The sequence below is a fragment of the Gracilinema caldarium genome, from assembly GCF_029265695.1.
Taxonomy (GTDB): Bacteria; Spirochaetota; Spirochaetia; order Treponematales; family Breznakiellaceae; genus Gracilinema; species Gracilinema caldarium_A.
Map to the genome: position 1 here is coordinate 89,718 of NZ_JAJUHW010000003.1, position 19,954 is coordinate 109,671.

Genomic DNA, 19,954 nt, shown 5'->3' on the forward strand with positions numbered 1-19,954 from the left:
ATAAGCGCTAAAATACCAACAATTATGTAGATAAATATAAGCGCCGGGAGCGTCAGTGTGGTTGGCCGTTGCTGGGAATCAAGCCGGAACAAGGACTTTAATCTTCTTCAAATTTAGAATCAAAAAGATGCACCAGGGCATTGATTGCATCCTGTTCATCTTCACCTTCGGCAATCAGTTTTAGGTTCGTATCGTACCCTGCCCCTAGGGTTATGATCCCCATGATAGATTTTCCATTAATCCGGTCACTGTCTTTTTCTATGTATATTTTTGATTTGAATTTGCTGGCGGTCTGCACGAGCAGGGCTGCTGGACGGGCATGAATGCCGGCGCGATTTTTAATAGTGACCATTTGTTCTACCATAGGATAATCCTTTCTCTAAATAAAATCGTCCTGCCCAAAGTATACTGAACGGGCAGAATCGCTTTCTATCCATTTCAAAATATTCTGATTAAATTCCTTGGCTGAAAAATAACCCATTTTTTTAAGCCGCTCATTCATCGCCGCGGTTTCGATGATAATAGGAATGTTCCGGCCGGGCTTTACAGGAATTTCTAGTTTTGGCACCTGGACTCCCAGAATTTCCATGGTTTGTTCCTGGGTGCCGAGCCGATCGTACATTTTGTCCGAATTCCATTCTTCCAGCACAACCACAAGCTGGATCTGCTTTTTATCCCGGATGGCGCCGACGCCGAAAAGGTGGGTAATATTGATGATCCCCAAACCCCGTATTTCCATATGGTGACCGATTATTTTGTTGGCCCCGGACCCCATTAAAATATTGCCGTTCACACAGCGAATTTCAACCACATCATCTGCCACAAGCCGGTGTCCCCGTTCTATGAGCTCCAGGGCTGCCTCGCTTTTTCCCACCCCCGAATCACCTAAGATAAGAATACCAAGACCGAATACTTCCACCAAAACACCGTGGACGCTTTTTTGGGGCGCAAAAATGTTGCTTAAAATACGCAATAAACGGGATGAAAACTCAGAGGAGGGTAAATCTGTCTGCAATATGGGACACTGGGCTGCTTCGGCGATTTCAAAAAAGTTTCGGTCCGGTGTTTGGTTATAAGTAAAGATGCAGCAGGGGATAGTGTAGCTGAACATCTGGGTAATGGTGTCCGTTTTCCCTTCTTCCGCCAGCTTGCGAAGGTACGCTACTTCTCCACGTCCAAAAATCTGTATCCGCTCATGGGCAAAGGAATCGTAAAAACCAGACAGGGCAAGGCCTGGCCGGTTTATATCGGGGATAGCGATGGTTCGGTTCAAACCCTTTCTACCGCCAATACAGCGGAGATTGAGGGAGTTATGCTCCTTTAGATCGATATCTATGAGGTCCAGAACCGTGAACCGTTTCGCTGGCATGGCTGTATCATAATCCAAATAGGTTTAGCTTGCAACATGTTGACAGTTGAAATCTCCGATGTTATAGTGATTGTGAAAAAAATAACAGAGAGGTGAGGTTTGAATCTAATTCCTGAACCAAGTGTAGAACGGCTTCTCATTTTAGCCCGTCTTCTTGATCGTTTAGATGTTCAATTTATAACATCAGGAGAAATCGAAGCCCGGACTGGCTGGTCCAGCAACACCATTAGAAAGGATATTTCTTATCTGGAAGGTTCTTTTGCGAGTCCTGCAGGCTATGATCGCGAAAAATTGTCAGGGGCGATAAAAACAGCCCTGGGGCTTGATAAGCCGCAGCGTTTTTGCGTGGTTGGTTTGGGGCGTCTTGGTTCGGCTTATTTAAATTATCCTGTTTTTGCAGAAGAAGGTTATGAGCTTGTAGCCGGCTTTGATTCGAGTGTAAACCGGATTGAAATATTAAGGTCCCCTGTTCCGCTCTATCCTGCATATAAAATGGCAGAAGTGATTTCCCGGTTTCAGATTTCGCTGGCCCTGCTCTGTGTGCCCCCCGAGGAAGCCCAACATGCCACCGACCGGCTCGTCGCTGCGGGGATTAAGGGGATTATTAATTTTGCTCCAGTGGTGCTGCAAGTACCTGAGGGCATACAGGTCCGTAATGTGAATGTGGTTGATGAACTGAGGGCGATCAGCGCCACCATACAATGTTCATAATGAGGAGGTCTTAATGAACAAGCGGGTGTATAATTTTTCGGCGGGGCCGTCCATGCTGCCCCTGGCGGTACTGGAACGGGCTGCGGCGGAAATGACCAATGCGAATGGGACCGGACAGTCGGTCATGGAAATGAGCCACCGGTCTAAAGATTTTAAGCCAATCATTGATCATGCAGAGGCAATGCTTAGGGAATTGATGAGCATTCCTGATAATTATAAGGTGCTCTTTCTACAGGGCGGGGCTTCTCTCCAGTTTTCTATGATTCCGCTTAATCTGGCGGTGAGAGAGGATGGTAAAAAACAGAAAGTAACCTATGTGGATACCGGTGTGTGGGCTTCCAAAGCCGCAGAAGAGGCTGCTAAGTATGCGGATGTGCGGGTAGCGGCAAGCTCAAAGGACAAGGCCTATTCGTATATTCCCGAAGCACCTGCTGCCGATCCAGAAGATGTTTATTACCATATAACATGGAACAATACCATCGTTGGAACAAAATGGACGAAAATTCCCAATACCGGTTCGGTGCCTTTGGTAGCGGATATTTCTAGCTGCATACTCTCGGAACCTTTGGATGTTTCAAAGTTTGGCCTCCTCTATGCGGGGGCTCAGAAAAATCTTGGGCCCGCTGGGGTTACGGTGGTGATAATCCGAGAGGATCTTATTAAACAGGTCCCCGCGTGGATTCCGACCATGCTCCGTTATGATATACATGCAAAAGAGGGTTCCATGTATAACACTCCGCCCTGCTATGGAATTTATGTGATAGGCCTCGTGTTAGATTGGATGAAAGAACAGGGCGGCTTGGCAGAAATGGAACGGCGTAATAAAGAAAAGGCAAAGCTGCTGTATGACTATCTTGATCAGTCTGCATTGTTCCGGTCTCCGATTCGCAAAGAAGATCGTAGCCTTATGAACATCCCCTTTGTTATCGGAAATGCTGATTTGGAAGCCCAGTTTGTAAAAGAAGCTGCTGCTGCAGGACTTGTTAACCTTGCAGGACACCGGCTTGTTGGCGGTATGCGGGCCAGCATCTACAATGCAATGCCAAAAGAGGGTGTGCTTGCCCTTATAGACTTTATGAAGCAGTTTGAAGCTGCCCACAGGAGCTAGAGCATGTTCAGAATTCGTACGGCAAATAAAATTTCTCCCCTGGGACTGGAGCTTTTTCCCCGGGATCGGTATGAGGTCGCCAGTGATCTCCCCAATCCGGATGCAATCCTTGTACGGAGCGCCGATTTGCATCAGGTTGAAATTCCAGAAACGGTAAAGGCGATCGCCCGGGCCGGAGCGGGGGTAAACAACATTCCGATAGATCTGTGCAGTGAACGGGGCATTGTTGTATTCAACACTCCTGGTGGCAACGCTAATGCGGTAAAGGAACTGGCGATTGCGGCCCTTCTGCTCTCATCCCGGAAAATTATTGATGGTATTGCCTGGGCAAAGACGCTGTCTGATAAAAAAGATGAGGTCCCTGAACTGGTGGAAAAGGGAAAAGCCCAGTTCGAAGGCCCCGAACTTAAGGGAAAAACCCTAGGTGTGATTGGCCTCGGTGCTATTGGTGTCATGGTGGCCAACGATGCTACTGCCCTGGGAATGCATGTTATCGGCTATGACCCCTTTATTTCAGTGGATGCCGCTTGGAGCCTTTCACGTTCGGTCCAGAAAGCCGATACGCTGGAAGGTCTGCTGAGACAGTCTGACTATATAACGATCCATGTCCCCTTGACCGAGGATACTAAGGGTCTTATCAATGCGGAACGGATCAAAATCCTTAAAAAAGGTGCAAGAATTATCAACCTCGCCCGCGGGGGGCTCGTGAATGAGGCTGATGTGCTGGGAGCCCTGAACGACGGACGGCTCTCCTGCTATGTTACCGATTTTCCCAATGCGGAGCTTTTAGCAAACAATAAAGTAATTTGTATCCCCCATTTGGGCGCTTCCACTCCCGAAGCGGAAGATAACTGCGCGATTATGGCGGTGCAGCAGCTCATGGACTACCTTGAGTGCGGGAATATAAAAAACTCGGTTAATTTCCCCCATTGCCGGCTTGAACAGCGCTCGCCCTTCCGGCTTTTAGTCTCGAACCGCAACGTTCCCAATATGGTCGGACAAATAACCAGTATACTGGCGGGGGCAAACATCAACATTACGGACCTGATAAATCATCATAAGGAAAAATACGCTTATAACATTATCGATACGGAACAGGAAATACCCGATGACATTCTGGATCGTATCAGTAAGGTCGAAGGTATTATTCGCGTCCGGGCTATAAAAAAATAGAAAATAGTTCTTTTTCTGCGGGTTTTTGTCCGCGGGCCTGCGGGTTTTTAACCCGCAGGCGCCTTCCTTCCGCTTGTGCATACTTGTCATGAGAATGAAATATCAATAAAATGCAATCTACTTCAAGCTTTTACATCAAACGGTAGTATATCGTAGGTATCCCAAATGGAGTATTTCTGTAGGAATGATTCGAAGAAAGACAGTCTATATAGTGTCCGTTGTTTTTGTCGTGGTGCTTGGGGTTGGGGCCAGTATTTACTTTTCTAAGTCCTTTGATGCTTCTTTTTTTGGTTCTACTGTAGAAGATAAGACTGAATGGGTTGCAATGCATCCCAAGGAATATCGGGATGCAATTATTAACGCAAAGAAGGAAAAAATCGATTTAGTCCTTGCCCTGTATCGGGATCCCCTTTCACGAGATTCGGTGATCGGTTTTTTTGAGGCGATTACCCAATCCCGCCAAATTGCAGAGCTTATTCTTAAATACGCCGACGAATTTGAAGTTTCACCGAGTTTGGTTTTTGCGCTGGCCTGGGAGGAGAGCAGGTATAACCCGCGGGCTGTTAATAAAAACAAGGCCAGTATAGATCGGGGCCTTTTTCAGCTTAACTCTAAATCCTTTACCAGCCTTACAGAGGAAGATTTTTTTAATCCCGATATCAATTCTCGGTATGGGGTTGCCCATTTGCGGTGGTGTTTGGATCTGGCTGGTTCCGAGGTTGCCGGTCTTGCCATGTACAATGCAGGAACTACCCGGGTCCGTTCTGACAGTACACCCAAATCCACCTTGGATTACATATCCCGGATTCAAAATTTCCAAGCAGGTATTGATCAGCTTTTCCAGCAGGAACTGGCAAGCCGATGGGTAATAGCCGATGGTGGTGTTAGACCAGCGTCTTCCAAAGCAGGGGAGTCCCGCCTTGCTTCGGTCCGCTTCCCCCTGCTCAATGCCTTCCGTCAGCCCTGAATAAGAACTTTAATCTTGCAGGGTATGCCTGGATTTACCAGGTATAGTATGCTCTTTGCCTGATCCCAGGCATACTGTACCTGGATCTTTTCGGCTGTTTCCCCTGTCTCTGGGGTTTCGGCTGTAATGAATATCTGTGGATTTAATCCTACATGACGCTCTCCAAGATAGAGCTCTGTAGGGCCTTCAGCCTCTGTATTTGCTGTATAAACATAGAGGCAGGTTTTACGCGTGTAGTCCCAGGAAAAAAGTTCGGGTTTACCGGCGGTGGCCCGCGGGAATGGTCTATCCCAAGCTATTTGTGCCCGCGTTTTGCCTTCTCCAAACAGAGAGAGATCTTCGTCATTCCAGCCGTCTCCCCGCTCGTGGGTATTATCCGGTGTATAATTCCAAATGGTGGAATGTAAAAACAGACTCTCTATGGCACTGTAGTACATATCCAGAGCTTGAATGTGTTTTGCATAGTTGCCTGTTTTATATGCCTTTTTATTGTACAAATCAAAGGGAAGGCCAAATTCCCCCAGAAGGCACGGAGCGTTATCCATGGATGTTTTGGCCCAGTCCATATCTTCCTTAAGTTGATCAATAAAGCTAGCCAGGACCGCTTGCTTACCAAATACGAGCTTGCGATTGTCCGCCCGTACAGAAATATGGGGATTAAAGGTCTTTGAAAAAAGGGTAGCACCGTCATACCAGTGGAAGGCGTGTACGATTCCCTGTCCCTCTTCTTGCCGCCAAGATGGATGATCTCCATTGGGTATTCCTTCGATGAACAGAAAAACCTTGGGATTAACTTCCAGTATCCGGTCCCGGAACTTTTTAATAAAGGGTTTTAGGAAATCTTCAATAAAATTGACTTCCCTTCCCTGGTAATGGGCAAAGTAGTCCTCTTTCAATAGAACCGGTTTTCCTCCGTCTTCGCCCCAAACACCTGCTTTTTTCCATGGACAGGAATAACCTTCCTTAAAAAGAGATACACCTTCGGGATTAAGTGTTTGTTTTCCAATGACCCGGGTACCCAGTATATCTGTTTTGTATACCGGAATTTCTACTATATAACCGGAAGCCGATGCCATCGCTTGGAAGGCCGACGGAATTGGCCCTAAGGCTATGGAATTATTTTCCAGTCCCGATAGGTCCTTATAACCGATAAAACCCTGATGGGGTTCGTTCATGGCTCCCCAGCCAATAATGGCCTTGCAGTCCTTGAGCCGCCTATAGCAGTGCCGAAATGCAGCCAAATATCGTTCCTGCAGCCAGTCCTGGGCAGGTTCTCCGTCTATAGTTGTGCCAGGGGCATACACGTTTCCCGCAAAAAAAAGGGTGAACATGGTTGCCGCGGCGTAGCGGTTGTAGTTGGTGGGCCACATCATTTTAGGAAGCGGGTCTCCCAATTCCTGATGTGTAAGGGCCGCACCGGTTGCATAGATATGTTCCAGTTGTATGCCGATCTTTTCCAAGGTCCAAGCCGGAGCTCCGTCTCCTCCGGTCCAGCGGCTCCATACATCCTGATGGGGATCCATGTATACCCAGATCCCCCGGTCTTCACATTTTTTTATTATTTTCCTTAAGTACGCTAGATATTCTTCGTCATAAACTCCCGGCCCGGCATGTTCTATAGCTTCCCAGGTAATCACCATACGGATGAAATTAAAACCCCAGGATCTTAAGCGGTCTAAATGTTCGTCAGCTTCTTCGAGCGGGAAGGGGCGGCCGACAAAAGAAACCATCTCTGGATTCTTTAACGAATCCTTTCGCCAAGTTTCCCCCTTAGGTGTAAAGGGGACTTTGGAACTGCCGCTCACATTGCAGCCTCTCAGCCAAAGAATGCGCCCCTGTTCATCATAGAAATAATTATCTTTAAGAATCATTCTTGATACTCCTGTATGAAATGCTTGAAAAAGCCCCTATAATCTATCATATTATACATGTTTTTAGGAGGATATATACATGAAACACATGATAGCCCTTGCTGGTCTTTGTACAATATTTCTTTCTTGTGCAGGAACGCAGGTTGTGCCGAATGATACAAAGTCTGATACTCAGCCGCGATTAGAAGTACTGGCGACCAATGAGATACAGAAAAAAAATGAACAAACTGTTGCAAAGAAAACAATTACCATACAGATTCCTGTGGAAGTTAAATCGGTGGTAAAGTTTGCTGACAATACTATTGATGAATACACCGTCTCTGTGTGGGACGAAAAACGGTGGGTTCTGCAGAATCAGACCAGGTACAGTGCATCTGGAGCAGTTCTTGAAAAAATTGAATACTTTTATGTCGGAAACCAACTTGCGGAAAAGGTCATAAAAGACCGGGATGACAAAATTGTATCAAGGAGGGCCTATTCTTATAATGCGAATGGCCTTCTAATCGGAGAAAATGTTACCGATGCCAATGGTAAACTGGTTTCGTCCTATGAATATGTATATGATAACCAGAAGAATAAAATCAGCTGGATAGTAAAGGACAATAATAATTCAAAGGTTGCTGAAACTAAATATACATATATCAACGGCAAGGTCCGAAGCGCTGTTTTAACCGATGCAACGGACAAAAAAAATGGTTCGAGCGTGTATGACTATGATTCTAATGGCAACCTTTCCCAGGTAAGCTATTTTAATGCCCTGGACTCACTGCTTCGTAAGGAATTTTCATACTGGGATAAAGGCCTCTTAGTTAAAGAAGAACGCACCAGCGCAGGAGGCCAGGTGCTGCAACGAACAACCTATGAATATGGCCCCAATAAGGAACTTGTGCGTAAAATCGTAGAGGATCTGCAGGGCAAGTCGAAACAGATTGTGGAATTTGAATACTCAATACGTACCGAAACTAAAGTTGTTGAATAATGGGGACTAAACAAACAATGAAACGATTACTCACCTTAATTTTTTCTCTTTGTATTTTTGCTAATCTATTTGCTTCTGAGGCGATAGACGTTTATTCACTGCTCTATGAACAGGCTTCAACAACTCAGGAACGTCTAGCGGTACTGAAAAGTATTGCGGATCAGAATATTGTCGGCGCCGGACAGCTTTATGCTACAGCCTTATCTCAGCTGCTCCAGGAATTTCCCTCCCTCAAGTCTACCGCAGAACGGGATGCGGCAGACCAATCGGCAAGGCTTCTAGCACAACTTTTAGGCAATTCTAAATACTCAGCTGCAGCTGGTGACCTCTGGAAGGTTGTACAGAGTTTTTCCAACCCCTTGGTAAAAGCGGATGCGCTCATTGCAATGGGTAAGCTGAGAAATCTTGATTATTCAGAACAGATAGAAAAACTCTTGCAAGGTCTCAATTTAAAACCTACTGATGATCCTGAAAGCGGAGAAAAGATTGCCTATGGAGCAATTATCGCTTTGGAAAAATATCAGCAGCCTTCAGGTTATCTGCCGGTGTTCTTTGCAGCAAATGGCTGGTATAGCAAGCGAATCCGAGAACAGGCTGACCGGTCGCTGCCTTTTATTATAGAAGACCCCGAAACACCGCTTTCGGAAATTATTAGGTCCAGCAGCTATTCCTATGATATTAAACTACTTGCTCTGCAGCGAATGGAAAGTTCCCGGGCTGCTTCTGAAGCAAAGGCCCGAGTGGCGGTAAGGGCTCTTGCAGAAGCCTGGCGTGCTTCGACCATGGATGTTAAACAGCGGGTCATACTGAGCAATTCCAGAAAGCTTGCTATAGATATGATTCGTCGTTACAAAACCAATGATACTTCTGTACTTCCCCTGTTTGAACGATCTTATAAAGAAGGTATTGATACGGAAGAGAAACTGAATAGTGTTGCAGCTCTCTCTTCCATAGGCACCGATGATGCAGCCAAGCTCTTATCTAACTTCCTATTAGCTTTAAACGCAAAGCGCAAGTCAAACAATATTACCCAAGAAGATGAGCAGCTCGTTCGTGCAGTTATACCTGCTTTAGGCGCGACAGGAAAAGCTGTGGCAAGGCCAGCGCTGCAGGCTATCGAATACCAGGAATGGAACAACTATGTAAAGGTGTTGGCCCAAGAAGCGCTGAAACAAATAGGATCCAATAAAGACTGAGCCATTAAAAAACAAGAAACGTTTGAATATTAAAAGACCCGGCAGTTCGATCGGCCGGGTCTTTTTTATATCCTCACATTTATCTAGCGGCCGCTGAGTAGCAACCCCAAGCGGATAAGCGTTTATTCTACTAAGACCTTAAGCACATCCTCTGGTGTTTTTGCCGCAAGAATTTCTGCCCGTTTTTCAGAACTTTTAAACAAAAGGCTCACTTCTGCAAGAAATTGCAGATGCGGCCCTGTCTTATCGATAGGTGACAGGGTCATTATGAAAATGCGGCAAGGTTCATGGTCCAGGGAGTCAAAATCCACCGGTGTATCTGATATACCGATACAGGCAACAAGCTCATGTACTGTTGGAGACTTTCCATGAGGGATGGCGATACCATGCTTCATGCCGGTTGACATTTTCCGTTCACGGTCCATTATGGCAGCAAAAGCTGCTTCCCTGTCTTTAATTTTCCCGCTCTGAACCAGGACATCCAGCAATTCATTGATAATTTGTTCTTTTGTGGTCCCCTTAAGATGGAGACGTATAGTATCACGGCTAAGTACGCTCTTGAGGTTCATGGCTACAAGTTTAGAGCCCAATTACGTAAAAGTCAAGAACTAGTTACATCCATTTGCAAACTTTGCTATTTGTTGTATAGTAATGCAATGCGACCAGTTGAACATTTTTTATCAGACTTAAATAAACGGTTCCAAAATAAGGAACCCTTGGAAGATGGCCTTACTACAGATCGGCTTTTTGTTGCTTTTTCGAGCCTGGTTACACCCCATTTGGGGCTCCAGGGGTCTGAAGAATTATTTAAATATTGGAAAGATTCCTATACTTCCCAGGATGTACCCGATTATCTTCGTCTTGGATATATCGCTGCTTTTATAGTTAATGAATATGATGAAAGCTCAATGACACTTTCTCGGGAAGATTTAGAAGAAATTCGAGATACCCTTTCGAGCCTGGCCGATGAAATGCATATAGATACCTTAACAACTCTTATGGCAGAGCTGGTAAGCCGAGGCTTGCTTGATCAGTAAGTTGGGGCTCTTTCAAAAGAGCCTCAATTAAAAAATTAAAAAAGTCTTGCATTTCTTCAAAAATTGATTAAATTTATATTAGCTGGTTCTAAAGAACCAGCTCAGAAGTTGGTTCATGGCCCACCGGATGGGGGTTCATGAATGACTTATTCTGGCTTGTTCGCCATGTAATGTGGGAGGGCCCTTTATGGAAACTCCGCCTAAAAGGTTATGACCGGGGAATGCTTTTGGGTATGCTCCGGTCGAGCAGAGACAGCGAATTTATTTAGTGCCGTGTATTGTATTTTGTACAATGCAGACAAATTATAGGAACGCTAAAATGCGTGACGTCCATCTCTGGCCCTGCTTATGATGAGGCAGGCAACTGAGCAGGACACCGACAAGCCGGTTTTAGACCGGCTTTTTTATTGGTCTTGCAATTAAAAAAAAGGGAGGATGTCCTTAACCTATTGGACATCCCCTTTTATTAAGGTGCTTATGTTACCAGCGGTTGTATCCGCCGTTATCGCGTTCGCGGCGAGGTTTATCCATAGCTTCGTTTACGCGGAGCTGTCGCCCCTCGAACTCACGACCGTTGGTGCCTGCAATAGCAGCACTAGCTTCTTCGTCTGTGCTCATTTCGACAAAGCCGAAGCCCTTGGAGTTACCTGTTTCACGATCAAAAATGATCTTGGCGGAGGCAACGCTTCCAAAATTAGAGAACAGATTGCGGAGGCTGTCTTCGGAAGTGTTGTACGAGAGATTGCCGACGTAAAGTTTCTTGGCCATCGAGAAAATTCCTTCTCCCGGAAATGCGTCCGGGTGCGCTGTTATACGGTTCCATGATGCCATGGACCTCTCCAGCCCTCTCTACGAGAGGAACGAGGATACTAGTTTTTGTACGGGAACTAACAGCACAGTGCAACACAGAAGGGGTAAACGAAAAAGGCAACACACAATCTTGTAATCCCGCAGTCCGGTCAAGGACGTGCACATTCGTACTATTTTCAAAAAAATTCCCTATAACAATTAAAACACTAGCCTATCTTTACGGTGCCGTCAAGCAGTTTTTATAAAAACAGCGCAGACTGGTTTTATACTGCTGATACCGGCCGCTGCATGCATAACCCATCATGTCTGCTCCATTAATTTTTGAATGGCCGTTTTAATATCCGGGACCCGGATGTATATTTCCGTGTCTCCTGCGCTGAGTTCATCCAGGCGGGGGCGCTGCTCCTGTCCAGGTCCGATAAAACGGGTAAAGGACAGGGCTCGTCCCGCCTTGATGCGGGACGCAAGCCGGCGGATGGGACGGACCTCTCCAGCCAGGGACAGCTCTCCGGCGAGAAAGGTTTTGGCGGGCAAGGCGAGCCCTGTCCGGGCCGAATGCAGCGCCGCCGCAAGGGCAAGGTCCAAACCTACCTCGGAAATGCGGATTCCTCCGGCAACATTAACGTACATGTCGTGGTCTGACAGGCAAAGCTTGGTATGTTTTTCCAGTGTTGCTGCTATTCGGGAAATTCGGCTTGTGTCCACCGTATCCGAGAATACGCGGCTCATGGCTCCCTTGGCGGGAATGACCAGGGCTTGAATCTCGACCAGGAGGGGCCTGCTCCCTTCTAATACCGCAGCAGTGGCGATTCCCGGCGGGATTTCGCCGTCCCGGCGTACAAGGAATAGGGTGGAAGGGTCTTCTACCGGTACGAGTCCCTTTTCCTGCATGGAAAAAAGTCCGATTTCATCGATGGACCCAAAACGATTTTTCGATGCCCTGAGGAAGCGGGTATCCCCTTCGTTTTGTTCAAAATAAAGGACCGTGTCCACCATGTGCTCAAGAGTTTTGGGGCCCGATATCTGGCCGTCTTTGGTTACATGGGCTACGAGGAACAGGACCGCATCGTGCTCTTTAACCCAATGGATAAGCTCGTAGGAACAGTATTTCATTTGGTTGACCGTGCCGGGAACCATGCCAATGTCAGGCGAATAGAGGGTCTGAACCGAGTCGACAATGACAATAATGGGTTTGACCGCTTCCAGTATCCGTTCTATGTCCTGGAGGAGGGCTGAACAGTAGACTTCGATGCGGTCGCCAGCGATCCCGAGCCGGTCGGACCTCATGCGGATCTGCCCTGCCGACTCTTCTCCTGATATATAGAGTATCCTTCCGTTGGTCTCCGCCGATGAGGCGACCTGGAGGAGCAGGGTCGATTTCCCGATGCCCGGTTCGCCGCCAACCAAAATGGCGGACCGTTTCATCATGCCACCACCGAGGACCCGGTCGAGTTCGCTCACCCCGCTGCTGATTCGTATCCCTTCCTGGGGATCTACCGCTGAGAGAGGAATAGATGAGAGATTGAGGTTCGGCGCACTGGACCCTGCCTGGATGTGGCTTGTGCTGCTTGTTTCAAGGAGGGTGTTCCATTCGCCGCATTCGGGACAGCGGCCAAGCCACTTGGGCTCCTCATGGCCGCAGGACGTACAGCGGAATATGGTCGGTTTTGCCTTTTTCATTTCATCAACCCTTATATTGACCCGTTATAAATGTGCCTGTATGCTCATCAATATGGATGAAAAAGAATACCGCCTTGCGGCGATTATGTATACCGATATAGCCGGTTTTTCCAGGATGATGGAGACCAACGAGAAGCGGACCCTGGAACTGCTTACCCTGCATAATGGGATTATCGAAGCTGCGGTTAAACAGTTCCGTGGTACGGTTATTAAGACCATCGGCGATGCCTATATGGTGGACTTTAAAAACTCCGTGGACGCGCTGAACTGTGCGCTTAAAGTGCAGTATGACCTTTATGATTATAATAAGCAGAATAAGGATTTGCCCCTGCTGGTCCGGATTGGGCTCCATATCGGGGATATTTATTTTTACGAAAACGACGCCCTGGGGGAGGGTATTAATATTGCCGCCCGGCTCCAGTCTATCGCCCATCCGGGCTGTATTTGCATGTCCCAGCACCTTTACAATCTGGTGCTGAATAAGGTTGATTTTGCCGCGGAAAAGCTGGGAAAGGTGAGCCTTAAGAATATTACCAAGGAAATCATTGCCTACGAAATTGTAACCCCAAATGTGGAATTCGATCCCAACCGGGATGCCCGGCCGGTGCTGAAGCCCGACAAGGTAGAAAAGGGGGTGGTGATGGAAGGGGATTCTGGCTCGAGCCAGATTGATGAGCCTGATAAACGTTTAGCCCTGAAAAAGGCTATTCTTTCTGACATCCAGTCTTCCGGTAAGCGTATGACCGTGGAAGAGGCTCGGAAACGATTCGCCGCCGAGATGCCCGTGGCTGAAGATGTGATTGAAGAGCTTGCCACCAAGGGTATACTCCGATCGGAGCCGCTTTTCATTGATAACAGCTGGAGCAGCTCTGAACTGGGGGAGACCCTGTCGGAAGTAGCCCGGGAAGTGAGCTCCGCCTTTAAGGAAGCGGTTGAAATTGCCCGGGAGGAATACCGCTCTGAACGGCATAGGCTTCGGAGCGAATACCGGGATGGTCGGGTCCATCGCAGGTCGCGCCGCGGGCAAGAGGGCGAGATCCAAGAGGAGGAGCGCCTGCAGGAAGCAGCGGCGGGAGGCAAGAGCGAAGGTACTGCACCTGTATCGGATGGATATGAATCCTACGATGAATATGTAGAAAAGCTTGAACGGGAAGCTCGGCATGCGACCGGTGGTTTTGTGGGCCACCTGGTTCCCTTTGTTATGGTAAATGGCTTTTTAATGACCTTGAATGCGGCGGTTAGCCCCGGGTTCCCCTGGGCCCTCTTCCCCTTTGGCGGCTGGGGTATAGGTCTCTTGGAGCATTTTGCGGGGGCTCTGCGGACTAAAGAAAAATACCGGGAGCTTGCAAAATTGCCTCCCCTTTCGGATGAACAGCTTAGCATATTCAAGAAACTGCAGAAGAAAAAGGATGAGCTCTGGCAGAGCGGCACCGGTTTTATACCCACGAGTCTCTTTCTTTTTATGATCAATATCATTACCTCCCGCGGTTTTCTCTGGAGTCTTATTCCTATCTTTTTTATGACCATGGGTTTCTTTGGAAAACTAGTTAAAATGCCGGGAGAAATTGCAGCTTTGAATCAGGACTTAAAGGATGCGCTGCGGAACAAAGGAACAAGGAGCCGCAGGCAGAAATCTACTGCTGCTGCCCCCAGCGGTCCCTATGCTGCCTTGGTGCAGGAGGCTTTTAATGTCCGGGATGCGATTTTAGAAATGGTCCAAGAGCCTTCTGCAAAGGAAAGGCAGAAGGGAACTGCGAAAGCGGATCTCCCTGAGGCGGATGAACTCATACCGGTATTGAATGCCTATGTGGAACAGGTGCAGCTCCTGGCGGACCGTACCGCTGAGGTGGATCGGATTATTGAGCTTATACCCCGGACCGCTTTGCAGCGGGACAAGGAAGTTTTGGAACGGAAACTTCAGGAACAGAGCAAACCGGAGCTGCGGAAGGAATACGAGCGGGCCCTGGCAGAACTTGAGCAGCAGGAAACATCATTTATGGACCTCGGAGAACAGCGGGACCTTTTGGAACTTAAGCTGCGCTCCTCGGTAAATAACCTTAAGCAGATGCAGATTGATATCGGCCGGATTATCAGTTTGACCGGGTCCAGCGAAAGCGGTGCAGACCGGTCGCTGCACTACAAGACCGAGGAACTTAACCGGTATCTTGAAGATCTGCGGAGCGGTTACGAAGAGGTTGAACGGATCGAAAACAAGGCAACCCAGATTTCTCTTGAAGAAAGGTAACCTGAAGCGGCTTTTGTTGTTAATTATGCACTAAGTAGTGTCTTACAGCTGGCAATTTACATCCTTCATGCTGTATATTATTAATAGAGATTATTATGACGGGAGTAGATATGCCAAAAGAGGCTATTCTTTGCGTGGATGATGAGGCGATTATTGTAATTGCCATGAAACAGGAACTCAAAAGCCATTTTGGTAGTACCTATTACCTTGAAACTGCTCTGTCTGCCCAGGAAGCCTTTGTAAAAATTGATGAAATGATAGAAAACGGCATACGCCTGGTGGTTATTATTTCCGACTGGCTCATGCCCGGTATGAAGGGCGATGAATTCCTGCGGCGGATCCACGATAAATACCCCCATGTGGTTTCTATTCTGGTAACCGGTCAGGCCGATGCGGAAGCCATAGACCGGGCGATGCGGGATGCTAAAATTAAGGCCTGTCTTAAAAAGCCTTGGCGTTCAAAGGATTTGATTGCGGTCATTGAGCGGGCTTTGGTAAATCCTCTGTCACCGGGCTGCGGCGGTTAATACGACAAGTCCTGAACCTCGCAAAAAGCGCCACAAGGGGTCCGCAGTTTTCTGCGGCAAAAGCTTTCTCAGTTCTTGATATGCTGAGTCTGCCTTATGAGTGCCCGCTGACCTGAGTGCTGTGAGGATTGATAGGACGCCTTCGGCTGTAGCTTTGGGATCTTCTGTTAAAACCGTAAGTTCTGTTTCCTGGTCTGCCTTTTTATGGGCGCTTTTTGTGAACCTTACCGCATATTCGCTGAAATTCCACCTCCACCACATAATCGCGCTTGTTGGTTTTACTTCGATCCAGGGCTGGGGGCCTACAAAGATGGTTAGGGCATTCTCTAGATCCTCTGGCTGAGCGGACGCTTCTTTCTGTGCGAGGTAGGCCGCAAGGAGTTCTTCGACCCGGTTCGGGGGTATAGTGGGAGCGGGCATTGCAAAAGGAAAGGCGCTTCTCACTGGCTGTTCGGTGTGCCCCTGCATCCACTGGGCAAGCAAACTGTCCAGGGGCTTGGTATAGCGGTCGTAGTTGCCCTCTCCTGCAAAACGAAGATCGTTGTCCGCAAAAAAGTCTGTCGGATTTTCACTATCTTCATCAATAATAACGAGGTCCTTGTGGCGGCCCTGCTCTTTTTCGCGGTAAATGCGGGAATGGCGGGTGAGGACAAACTTGTGCCAGAAGGCGGAATCGATGAGGCCCGCTGCGAATAGCTGGCGCATAGTTTCTGCCGCATCGACAATTTCCTGCGCATCCTGGTCCCAATAGCCGTAGATAAGGTACGCATGGGTCAGTATGCCCGCTTCCTTAAAAGCTGCGCAGGAATTGACCACCTCCGCGAGTCCTATGCCTTTGCCCAGCCGCTTAAAGCCCGCAGCGGATGCTACCTCGATGCCGCCTGAGACTCCCAGGAGGCCCCCTGCGGCGAGCAGGGCCGCCACATCGGGGGTAAAAGCCTTTTCGAACCGTATGTTACCCCAGAAGGTGAGGGGAAGCCCCGCCTTTCGGTTAAGCAGAGCTAGTTCTACAAGGGATGAAACGGGGGCAGCCTCGTCTACCAGGTGTATGCCCCGTATGCCTGTTTGCTTTGATTGGGCGCGGAGATGAGAAAAAAGCGGTTCTACGGGAACAGGCTGGAAGCCCCGGATGTAATCGAGTTGGACATCGCAAAAGGCGCAGGCATGCCAATAACAGCCGTGGGCTAGATAGGCCTTGAGCCAGCGGCCTTCGGTCCAAAGCCGGTGCATGGGGTTGGTGTCGTCCACGGGGAGTATATAACGGGTAAAATCGACCCCCCGGTAATCTGGATAGGTTGTGCTGGTTGCTTCCCGGTCTATGGTATCGTAGCGGGCTATGCTTGTGTCGGCTGAACCGCTGGGCCCTCCTGAGGGGCCCCTGAATATGCAGCGATGCAGATTGGGATCTGCTTCGGGCGAGCTTTTAAGAGAATCAAGCACTGAGAGGAAGGACCCATACCCCCGGTCAAAGGACAGATAATCGATGTAGTCAAAAAACTTTGCGGCCTTGATGTGGCGGAGTTCGGTGTTCACATAGCCGCCGCCCGCGATAATGGGGAATTGAGGTCCGAAATAGGATTTTGCTGAGCGGGCGGCGGCGAGGGCCCCCGCAAGACAGCCGGGGAAGGGAATGGTGAGTCCTAAAATGTCCGGCCGTTCTGTGCAGCGCTCCCAGGTTTCTTTAAGGAGGGGTTCATAAAAGGTGGTGAGTACATAACCCTGCAGGGCCGATTCGGCCCGGGAAAAACTGCGAATGCTGGCGGCCAGCGAGTCTGCGTATTTAACGAGCGAAAAGGTCGGATCCAGAACCGCAGTGATGAAATCCGCCAGGTCCGCCAGCATGGTGCTGGCCAGGATGTTTGCCTGGTCTGGGAGCAGCGCATGCTGGTGATCTGCAAGCAGGGCTTGAGTGCGGGGGCCCGTGGGGAGGCTGTTGTTGCAAAGTGATATTACATGGGCATATTCCTGATCCTTTCCCTGTAAAAAGGCTACAAGCCGGTCGATATGGGCGATCCAGAGCTCCCGTTCTGAAAGGTATTGCCGGGCTATGTGTTCTGCATGAGGCTCCAGATGGGGCTGTTTTGCAAGTCGGACTAATCCGTCATTGAACACCCGTTCGAGGCTCTGAGGAGAGAAAAGACGGTGGAAAAGACCGATTGAATGGTCATCAATCTGAACATCGTAGCCCTGGTCTTCTAGAAAGCTCCGCAGATAGTACAGCGAAGGGTAGGGCGCATTGAGCTGAACAAAGGGTGGTTGGATAAGCAGTATCATTTAAGGCCCTTTTTTAAGGCAAAGGAAGGGCAATGACGGCCCGTGGCTTGGAATACTTCTACAGACGGCAGGTGTTTTGTTTTAATGCCGAAGACGGTGCAGAGCCGGGGAAAGGCGGGATCCCATGAGACGCGAAAATAAAGGCATTTGAGGCAATCCGGTGCCCGGCTGCCCGGTGTCCTGCTATCTTCTGTTTCTGCTGTCATAGTGCTTCCTTTTAACCTGTTTGACAGTTTACTCGCCTTTGCGGTATGCTTCAATATAATGAAAGAGTTCAAGGGCATTTCCGCCTCTTCGGGAGTAGCAATCGGCAAGGCATTTCTCTATGTGGATGATGTGTTTTCGCAAATTCCCCGATATACTATTACGAGAGACGAAGTTGATCTTGAATGGGCCCGGTTCCTCGAAGCGGTTTTGGCCGCCGAAACGGAAGTACTGGAGCTGCTTGAACGGGCAAACCGTGAAATGGGCGAGGAACAGGCGAAAATATTCGAATCCCACCTGATGATGCTCCGGGATGAGGATCTGAAAGACCAAATTCAGACAAAGCTTCATAAAAGCAGCCAGAATATTGAATGGGTTCTCTGGGATATTTCCCGGGAACTTACCCAGAAATTGTCCAATTCTTCCGATGCCTATTTACAGGAACGGGTGGTGGATATTTTTGATGTTTCCCGCCGTATCCTGCATAAATTGCTCTTTATAAAAAAGGTGTCTCTGGCGGACCTGCAGAAAGAGGTGATCCTGGTCACCCACAATCTGCTTCCTTCGGACGCCCTGGTAATGAATAAACGGCTTGTAAAAGGCATAGCCATGGATATGGGCGGGCCTACAAGCCATACGGCTATTTTGGCCCGGGCCTTTGAGATTCCTGCCGTACTGGGACTTTCCAGGGCAACCACAGAGATAAAGAACGGAGACCTGGTTATTGTAGACGGGAATGCGGGGCACATTATCTGCAATCCGAACAAAGAAGTTCTTGAACGGTACCAACGGATGGCAGTGCAGCTTAAAAAGATGGCGGAGGACCTGAAGTCGCTCCGGGACCTGCCAGCCGAGACAACCGATGGCTACCGGGTAACGCTGAAAGCAAATATAGAGATACCCGAAGAAGCCCCGCTGGCCCTGCAGCATGGGGCGGAAGGTATAGGGCTGTACCGGTCGGAGTTCCTTTTCCTGACCCCCGGCCAGTCCGCCGACGAAGAACGGCAATACCGGGCCTATAAGCAGGTTCTCGAAGGTATGGGAAGCCTGCCCGTTACGATCCGTACCCTGGATGTGGGGGGAGACAAGATAATTCCCGATCTGCAGGCCACGGAAGAAAAGAATCCTCTTTTGGGCTGGCGGGCTATCCGGTTCTGTCTCGCCCATAAGGAGTTTTTTAAGACCCAGCTCAAGGCCCTGCTGCGAAGCAGCGTGCACGGGAACCTTAAAATAATGTTCCCTATGATTTCAGGGATCGAGGAACTGGAAGCAGCCCTGGCGGTGCTGGAAGAGTCTAAGGTTGAACTGGCTGCTTCCGGCAAGGCTTTTTCTGAAAAGCTTGATGTGGGCGCAATGATAGAAATCCCTTCTGCGGCAATGACCGCGGATATTCTGGCAAAAAAAGCGGCCTTTTTTTCTATTGGCACCAATGACCTTGTTCAGTACAGCCTCGCGGTTGACCGGGGCAATGAACGGATCGCATACCTGGCCCAGCCTTTCCATCCGGCGGTGCTGCGCTTTATTAAGCGTACTATCGATGCGGCCCATGAGGCGGGAATTCCGGCGGCCATGTGCGGAGAATTGGCGGGAAACCCCCATGCCACGGCGCTGCTCCTCGGCCTTGGCTTGGATGAATTCAGCATGTCCGCCGCTTCTATTCCGCTGGTAAAAAAGATAATCCGTTCAGTCTCTCTCAAGGACTGTCAGGCCCTCGCCTCAGCTGCGCTGGCCTGCAGTTCCTATGTAGACGTTGAAAACCTGGTCACCCAATGGATGCGGCAGCGTATAGCTTCTTGATATGGA

The 19,954-nt window shown here is 48.8% G+C and carries 18 protein-coding genes; 10 read left to right on the forward strand and 8 right to left on the reverse strand.

Annotated features, from left to right (window positions below):
• Positions 1-97: 97 nt before the first annotated feature.
• Positions 98-364 (reverse strand): HPr family phosphocarrier protein, encoded by a 267-nt coding sequence (locus Q7P68_RS01990; protein WP_304222151.1) that lies wholly within the window; start codon positions 362-364, stop codon positions 98-100.
• Positions 365-379: 15 nt separating this feature from the next.
• Positions 380-1,369 carry an HPr(Ser) kinase/phosphatase gene (gene hprK / locus Q7P68_RS01995; RefSeq protein WP_304222153.1) on the reverse strand — a complete coding sequence of 330 codons (990 nt, stop codon included), beginning with the start codon at positions 1,367-1,369 and terminating at the stop codon, positions 380-382.
• Between the two features lie 99 nt (positions 1,370-1,468).
• On the opposite strand from hprK, the gene Q7P68_RS02000 reads away from it, so the two are divergent.
• The 4 genes from Q7P68_RS02000 (at position 1,469) to Q7P68_RS02015 (ending at position 5,328) form a co-directional block, all read left to right on the forward strand.
• Positions 1,469-2,080, forward strand: coding sequence for a redox-sensing transcriptional repressor Rex (locus Q7P68_RS02000; protein WP_304222155.1), 612 nt, complete (start codon positions 1,469-1,471; stop codon positions 2,078-2,080).
• A gap of 13 nt (positions 2,081-2,093) precedes the next feature.
• Positions 2,094-3,188, forward strand: a complete 1,095-nt coding sequence (gene serC / locus Q7P68_RS02005; protein WP_304222158.1) for a 3-phosphoserine/phosphohydroxythreonine transaminase — start codon at positions 2,094-2,096, stop codon at positions 3,186-3,188.
• Positions 3,189-3,191: 3 nt separating this feature from the next.
• A complete protein-coding gene (locus Q7P68_RS02010; RefSeq protein ID WP_304222161.1) occupies positions 3,192-4,361 on the forward strand; it encodes a phosphoglycerate dehydrogenase in 1,170 nt (389 codons plus the stop codon).
• A gap of 184 nt (positions 4,362-4,545) precedes the next feature.
• A complete protein-coding gene (locus Q7P68_RS02015; RefSeq protein ID WP_304222163.1) occupies positions 4,546-5,328 on the forward strand; it encodes a transglycosylase SLT domain-containing protein in 783 nt (260 codons plus the stop codon).
• Here the strand turns inward: Q7P68_RS02015 and Q7P68_RS02020 are convergent.
• On the reverse strand, positions 5,319-7,199 hold the full coding sequence (locus tag Q7P68_RS02020; protein WP_304222164.1) for a glycoside hydrolase family 5 protein: 1,881 nt from the start codon (positions 7,197-7,199) through the stop codon (positions 5,319-5,321). The two genes, Q7P68_RS02015 and Q7P68_RS02020, sit on opposite strands and share 10 nt — an antisense overlap.
• Positions 7,200-7,278: 79 nt before the next feature.
• On the opposite strand from Q7P68_RS02020, the gene Q7P68_RS02025 reads away from it, so the two are divergent.
• Positions 7,279-8,178, forward strand: a complete 900-nt coding sequence (locus Q7P68_RS02025; protein WP_304222167.1) for a hypothetical protein — start codon at positions 7,279-7,281, stop codon at positions 8,176-8,178.
• A gap of 17 nt (positions 8,179-8,195) precedes the next feature.
• Positions 8,196-9,374: a hypothetical protein gene (locus Q7P68_RS02030; protein WP_304222169.1), complete on the forward strand. Its 1,179-nt coding sequence runs from the start codon at positions 8,196-8,198 to the stop codon at positions 9,372-9,374.
• 122 nt (positions 9,375-9,496) lie between these two features.
• Here the strand turns inward: Q7P68_RS02030 and Q7P68_RS02035 are convergent, their stop codons facing one another.
• The gene (locus Q7P68_RS02035; RefSeq protein ID WP_304222172.1) at positions 9,497-9,943 is read right to left on the reverse strand and encodes a PTS sugar transporter subunit IIA; all 447 of its coding nucleotides are present in this window, start codon (positions 9,941-9,943) and stop codon (positions 9,497-9,499) included.
• A gap of 87 nt (positions 9,944-10,030) precedes the next feature.
• Here Q7P68_RS02035 and Q7P68_RS02040 point away from each other — a divergent pair, with 87 nt between their 5' ends.
• Entirely contained in the window at positions 10,031-10,411 is a 381-nt protein-coding gene (locus Q7P68_RS02040) for a hypothetical protein (RefSeq protein WP_304222175.1), read from the forward strand.
• 480 nt (positions 10,412-10,891) lie between these two features.
• On the opposite strand, the gene Q7P68_RS02045 is transcribed toward Q7P68_RS02040, so the two are convergent.
• Together Q7P68_RS02045 and radA are read right to left on the reverse strand one after the other, a co-directional pair.
• On the reverse strand, positions 10,892-11,179 hold the full coding sequence (locus tag Q7P68_RS02045) for an RNA-binding regulator (RefSeq protein WP_041396759.1): 288 nt from the start codon (positions 11,177-11,179) through the stop codon (positions 10,892-10,894).
• A 342-nt stretch (positions 11,180-11,521) separates the two neighbouring features.
• Positions 11,522-12,901, reverse strand: a complete 1,380-nt coding sequence (radA, locus tag Q7P68_RS02050; RefSeq protein ID WP_304222185.1) for a DNA repair protein RadA — start codon at positions 12,899-12,901, stop codon at positions 11,522-11,524.
• A gap of 52 nt (positions 12,902-12,953) precedes the next feature.
• Here radA and Q7P68_RS02055 point away from each other — a divergent pair, with 52 nt between their 5' ends.
• Both Q7P68_RS02055 and Q7P68_RS02060 read left to right on the forward strand, forming a co-directional pair.
• Entirely contained in the window at positions 12,954-15,146 is a 2,193-nt protein-coding gene (locus tag Q7P68_RS02055; RefSeq protein WP_304222188.1) for an adenylate/guanylate cyclase domain-containing protein, read from the forward strand.
• A gap of 95 nt (positions 15,147-15,241) precedes the next feature.
• Positions 15,242-15,673 (forward strand): response regulator, encoded by a 432-nt coding sequence (locus Q7P68_RS02060; RefSeq protein ID WP_304222190.1) that lies wholly within the window; start codon positions 15,242-15,244, stop codon positions 15,671-15,673.
• Here the strand turns inward: Q7P68_RS02060 and Q7P68_RS02065 are convergent.
• Entirely contained in the window at positions 15,653-17,947 is a 2,295-nt protein-coding gene (locus Q7P68_RS02065; RefSeq protein ID WP_304222193.1) for a radical SAM protein, read from the reverse strand. The two genes, Q7P68_RS02060 and Q7P68_RS02065, sit on opposite strands and share 21 nt — an antisense overlap.
• Positions 17,944-18,153: a hypothetical protein gene (locus Q7P68_RS02070; RefSeq protein WP_304222196.1), complete on the reverse strand. Its 210-nt coding sequence runs from the start codon at positions 18,151-18,153 to the stop codon at positions 17,944-17,946. Before Q7P68_RS02070 ends, Q7P68_RS02065 begins: the two co-directional genes overlap by 4 nt.
• A gap of 58 nt (positions 18,154-18,211) precedes the next feature.
• Here Q7P68_RS02070 and ptsP point away from each other — a divergent pair, with 58 nt between their 5' ends.
• Positions 18,212-19,948 (forward strand): phosphoenolpyruvate--protein phosphotransferase, encoded by a 1,737-nt coding sequence (ptsP, locus tag Q7P68_RS02075; RefSeq protein ID WP_304222199.1) that lies wholly within the window; start codon positions 18,212-18,214, stop codon positions 19,946-19,948.
• The last annotated feature ends 6 nt before the right edge of the window (positions 19,949-19,954 follow it).

Bases quoted from the DNA above. Each gene is read 5' to 3' on its own strand.
- Q7P68_RS02055 (WP_304222188.1), top strand. From the start codon at position 12,954: ATGGATGAAAAAGAATACCGCCTTGCGGCGATTATGTATACCGATATA.
- Q7P68_RS02035 (WP_304222172.1), bottom strand. From the start codon at position 9,943: ATGAACCTCAAGAGCGTACTTAGCCGTGATACTATACGTCTCCATCTT.
- Q7P68_RS02020 (WP_304222164.1), bottom strand. From the start codon at position 7,199: ATGATTCTTAAAGATAATTATTTCTATGATGAACAGGGGCGCATTCTT.
- Q7P68_RS02060 (WP_304222190.1), top strand. From the start codon at position 15,242: ATGACGGGAGTAGATATGCCAAAAGAGGCTATTCTTTGCGTGGATGAT.
- Q7P68_RS02045 (WP_041396759.1), bottom strand. From the start codon at position 11,179: ATGGCCAAGAAACTTTACGTCGGCAATCTCTCGTACAACACTTCCGAA.
- Q7P68_RS02030 (WP_304222169.1), top strand. From the start codon at position 8,196: ATGAAACGATTACTCACCTTAATTTTTTCTCTTTGTATTTTTGCTAAT.
- Q7P68_RS02025 (WP_304222167.1), top strand. From the start codon at position 7,279: ATGAAACACATGATAGCCCTTGCTGGTCTTTGTACAATATTTCTTTCT.
- ptsP (WP_304222199.1), top strand. From the start codon at position 18,212: ATGAAAGAGTTCAAGGGCATTTCCGCCTCTTCGGGAGTAGCAATCGGC.
- Q7P68_RS01990 (WP_304222151.1), bottom strand. From the start codon at position 364: ATGGTAGAACAAATGGTCACTATTAAAAATCGCGCCGGCATTCATGCC.
- Q7P68_RS02040 (WP_304222175.1), top strand. From the start codon at position 10,031: ATGCGACCAGTTGAACATTTTTTATCAGACTTAAATAAACGGTTCCAA.
- Q7P68_RS02065 (WP_304222193.1), bottom strand. From the start codon at position 17,947: ATGATACTGCTTATCCAACCACCCTTTGTTCAGCTCAATGCGCCCTAC.
- hprK (WP_304222153.1), bottom strand. From the start codon at position 1,369: ATGCCAGCGAAACGGTTCACGGTTCTGGACCTCATAGATATCGATCTA.
- serC (WP_304222158.1), top strand. From the start codon at position 2,094: ATGAACAAGCGGGTGTATAATTTTTCGGCGGGGCCGTCCATGCTGCCC.
- radA (WP_304222185.1), bottom strand. From the start codon at position 12,901: ATGAAAAAGGCAAAACCGACCATATTCCGCTGTACGTCCTGCGGCCAT.
- Q7P68_RS02010 (WP_304222161.1), top strand. From the start codon at position 3,192: ATGTTCAGAATTCGTACGGCAAATAAAATTTCTCCCCTGGGACTGGAG.
- Q7P68_RS02015 (WP_304222163.1), top strand. From the start codon at position 4,546: ATGATTCGAAGAAAGACAGTCTATATAGTGTCCGTTGTTTTTGTCGTG.
- Q7P68_RS02070 (WP_304222196.1), bottom strand. From the start codon at position 18,153: ATGACAGCAGAAACAGAAGATAGCAGGACACCGGGCAGCCGGGCACCG.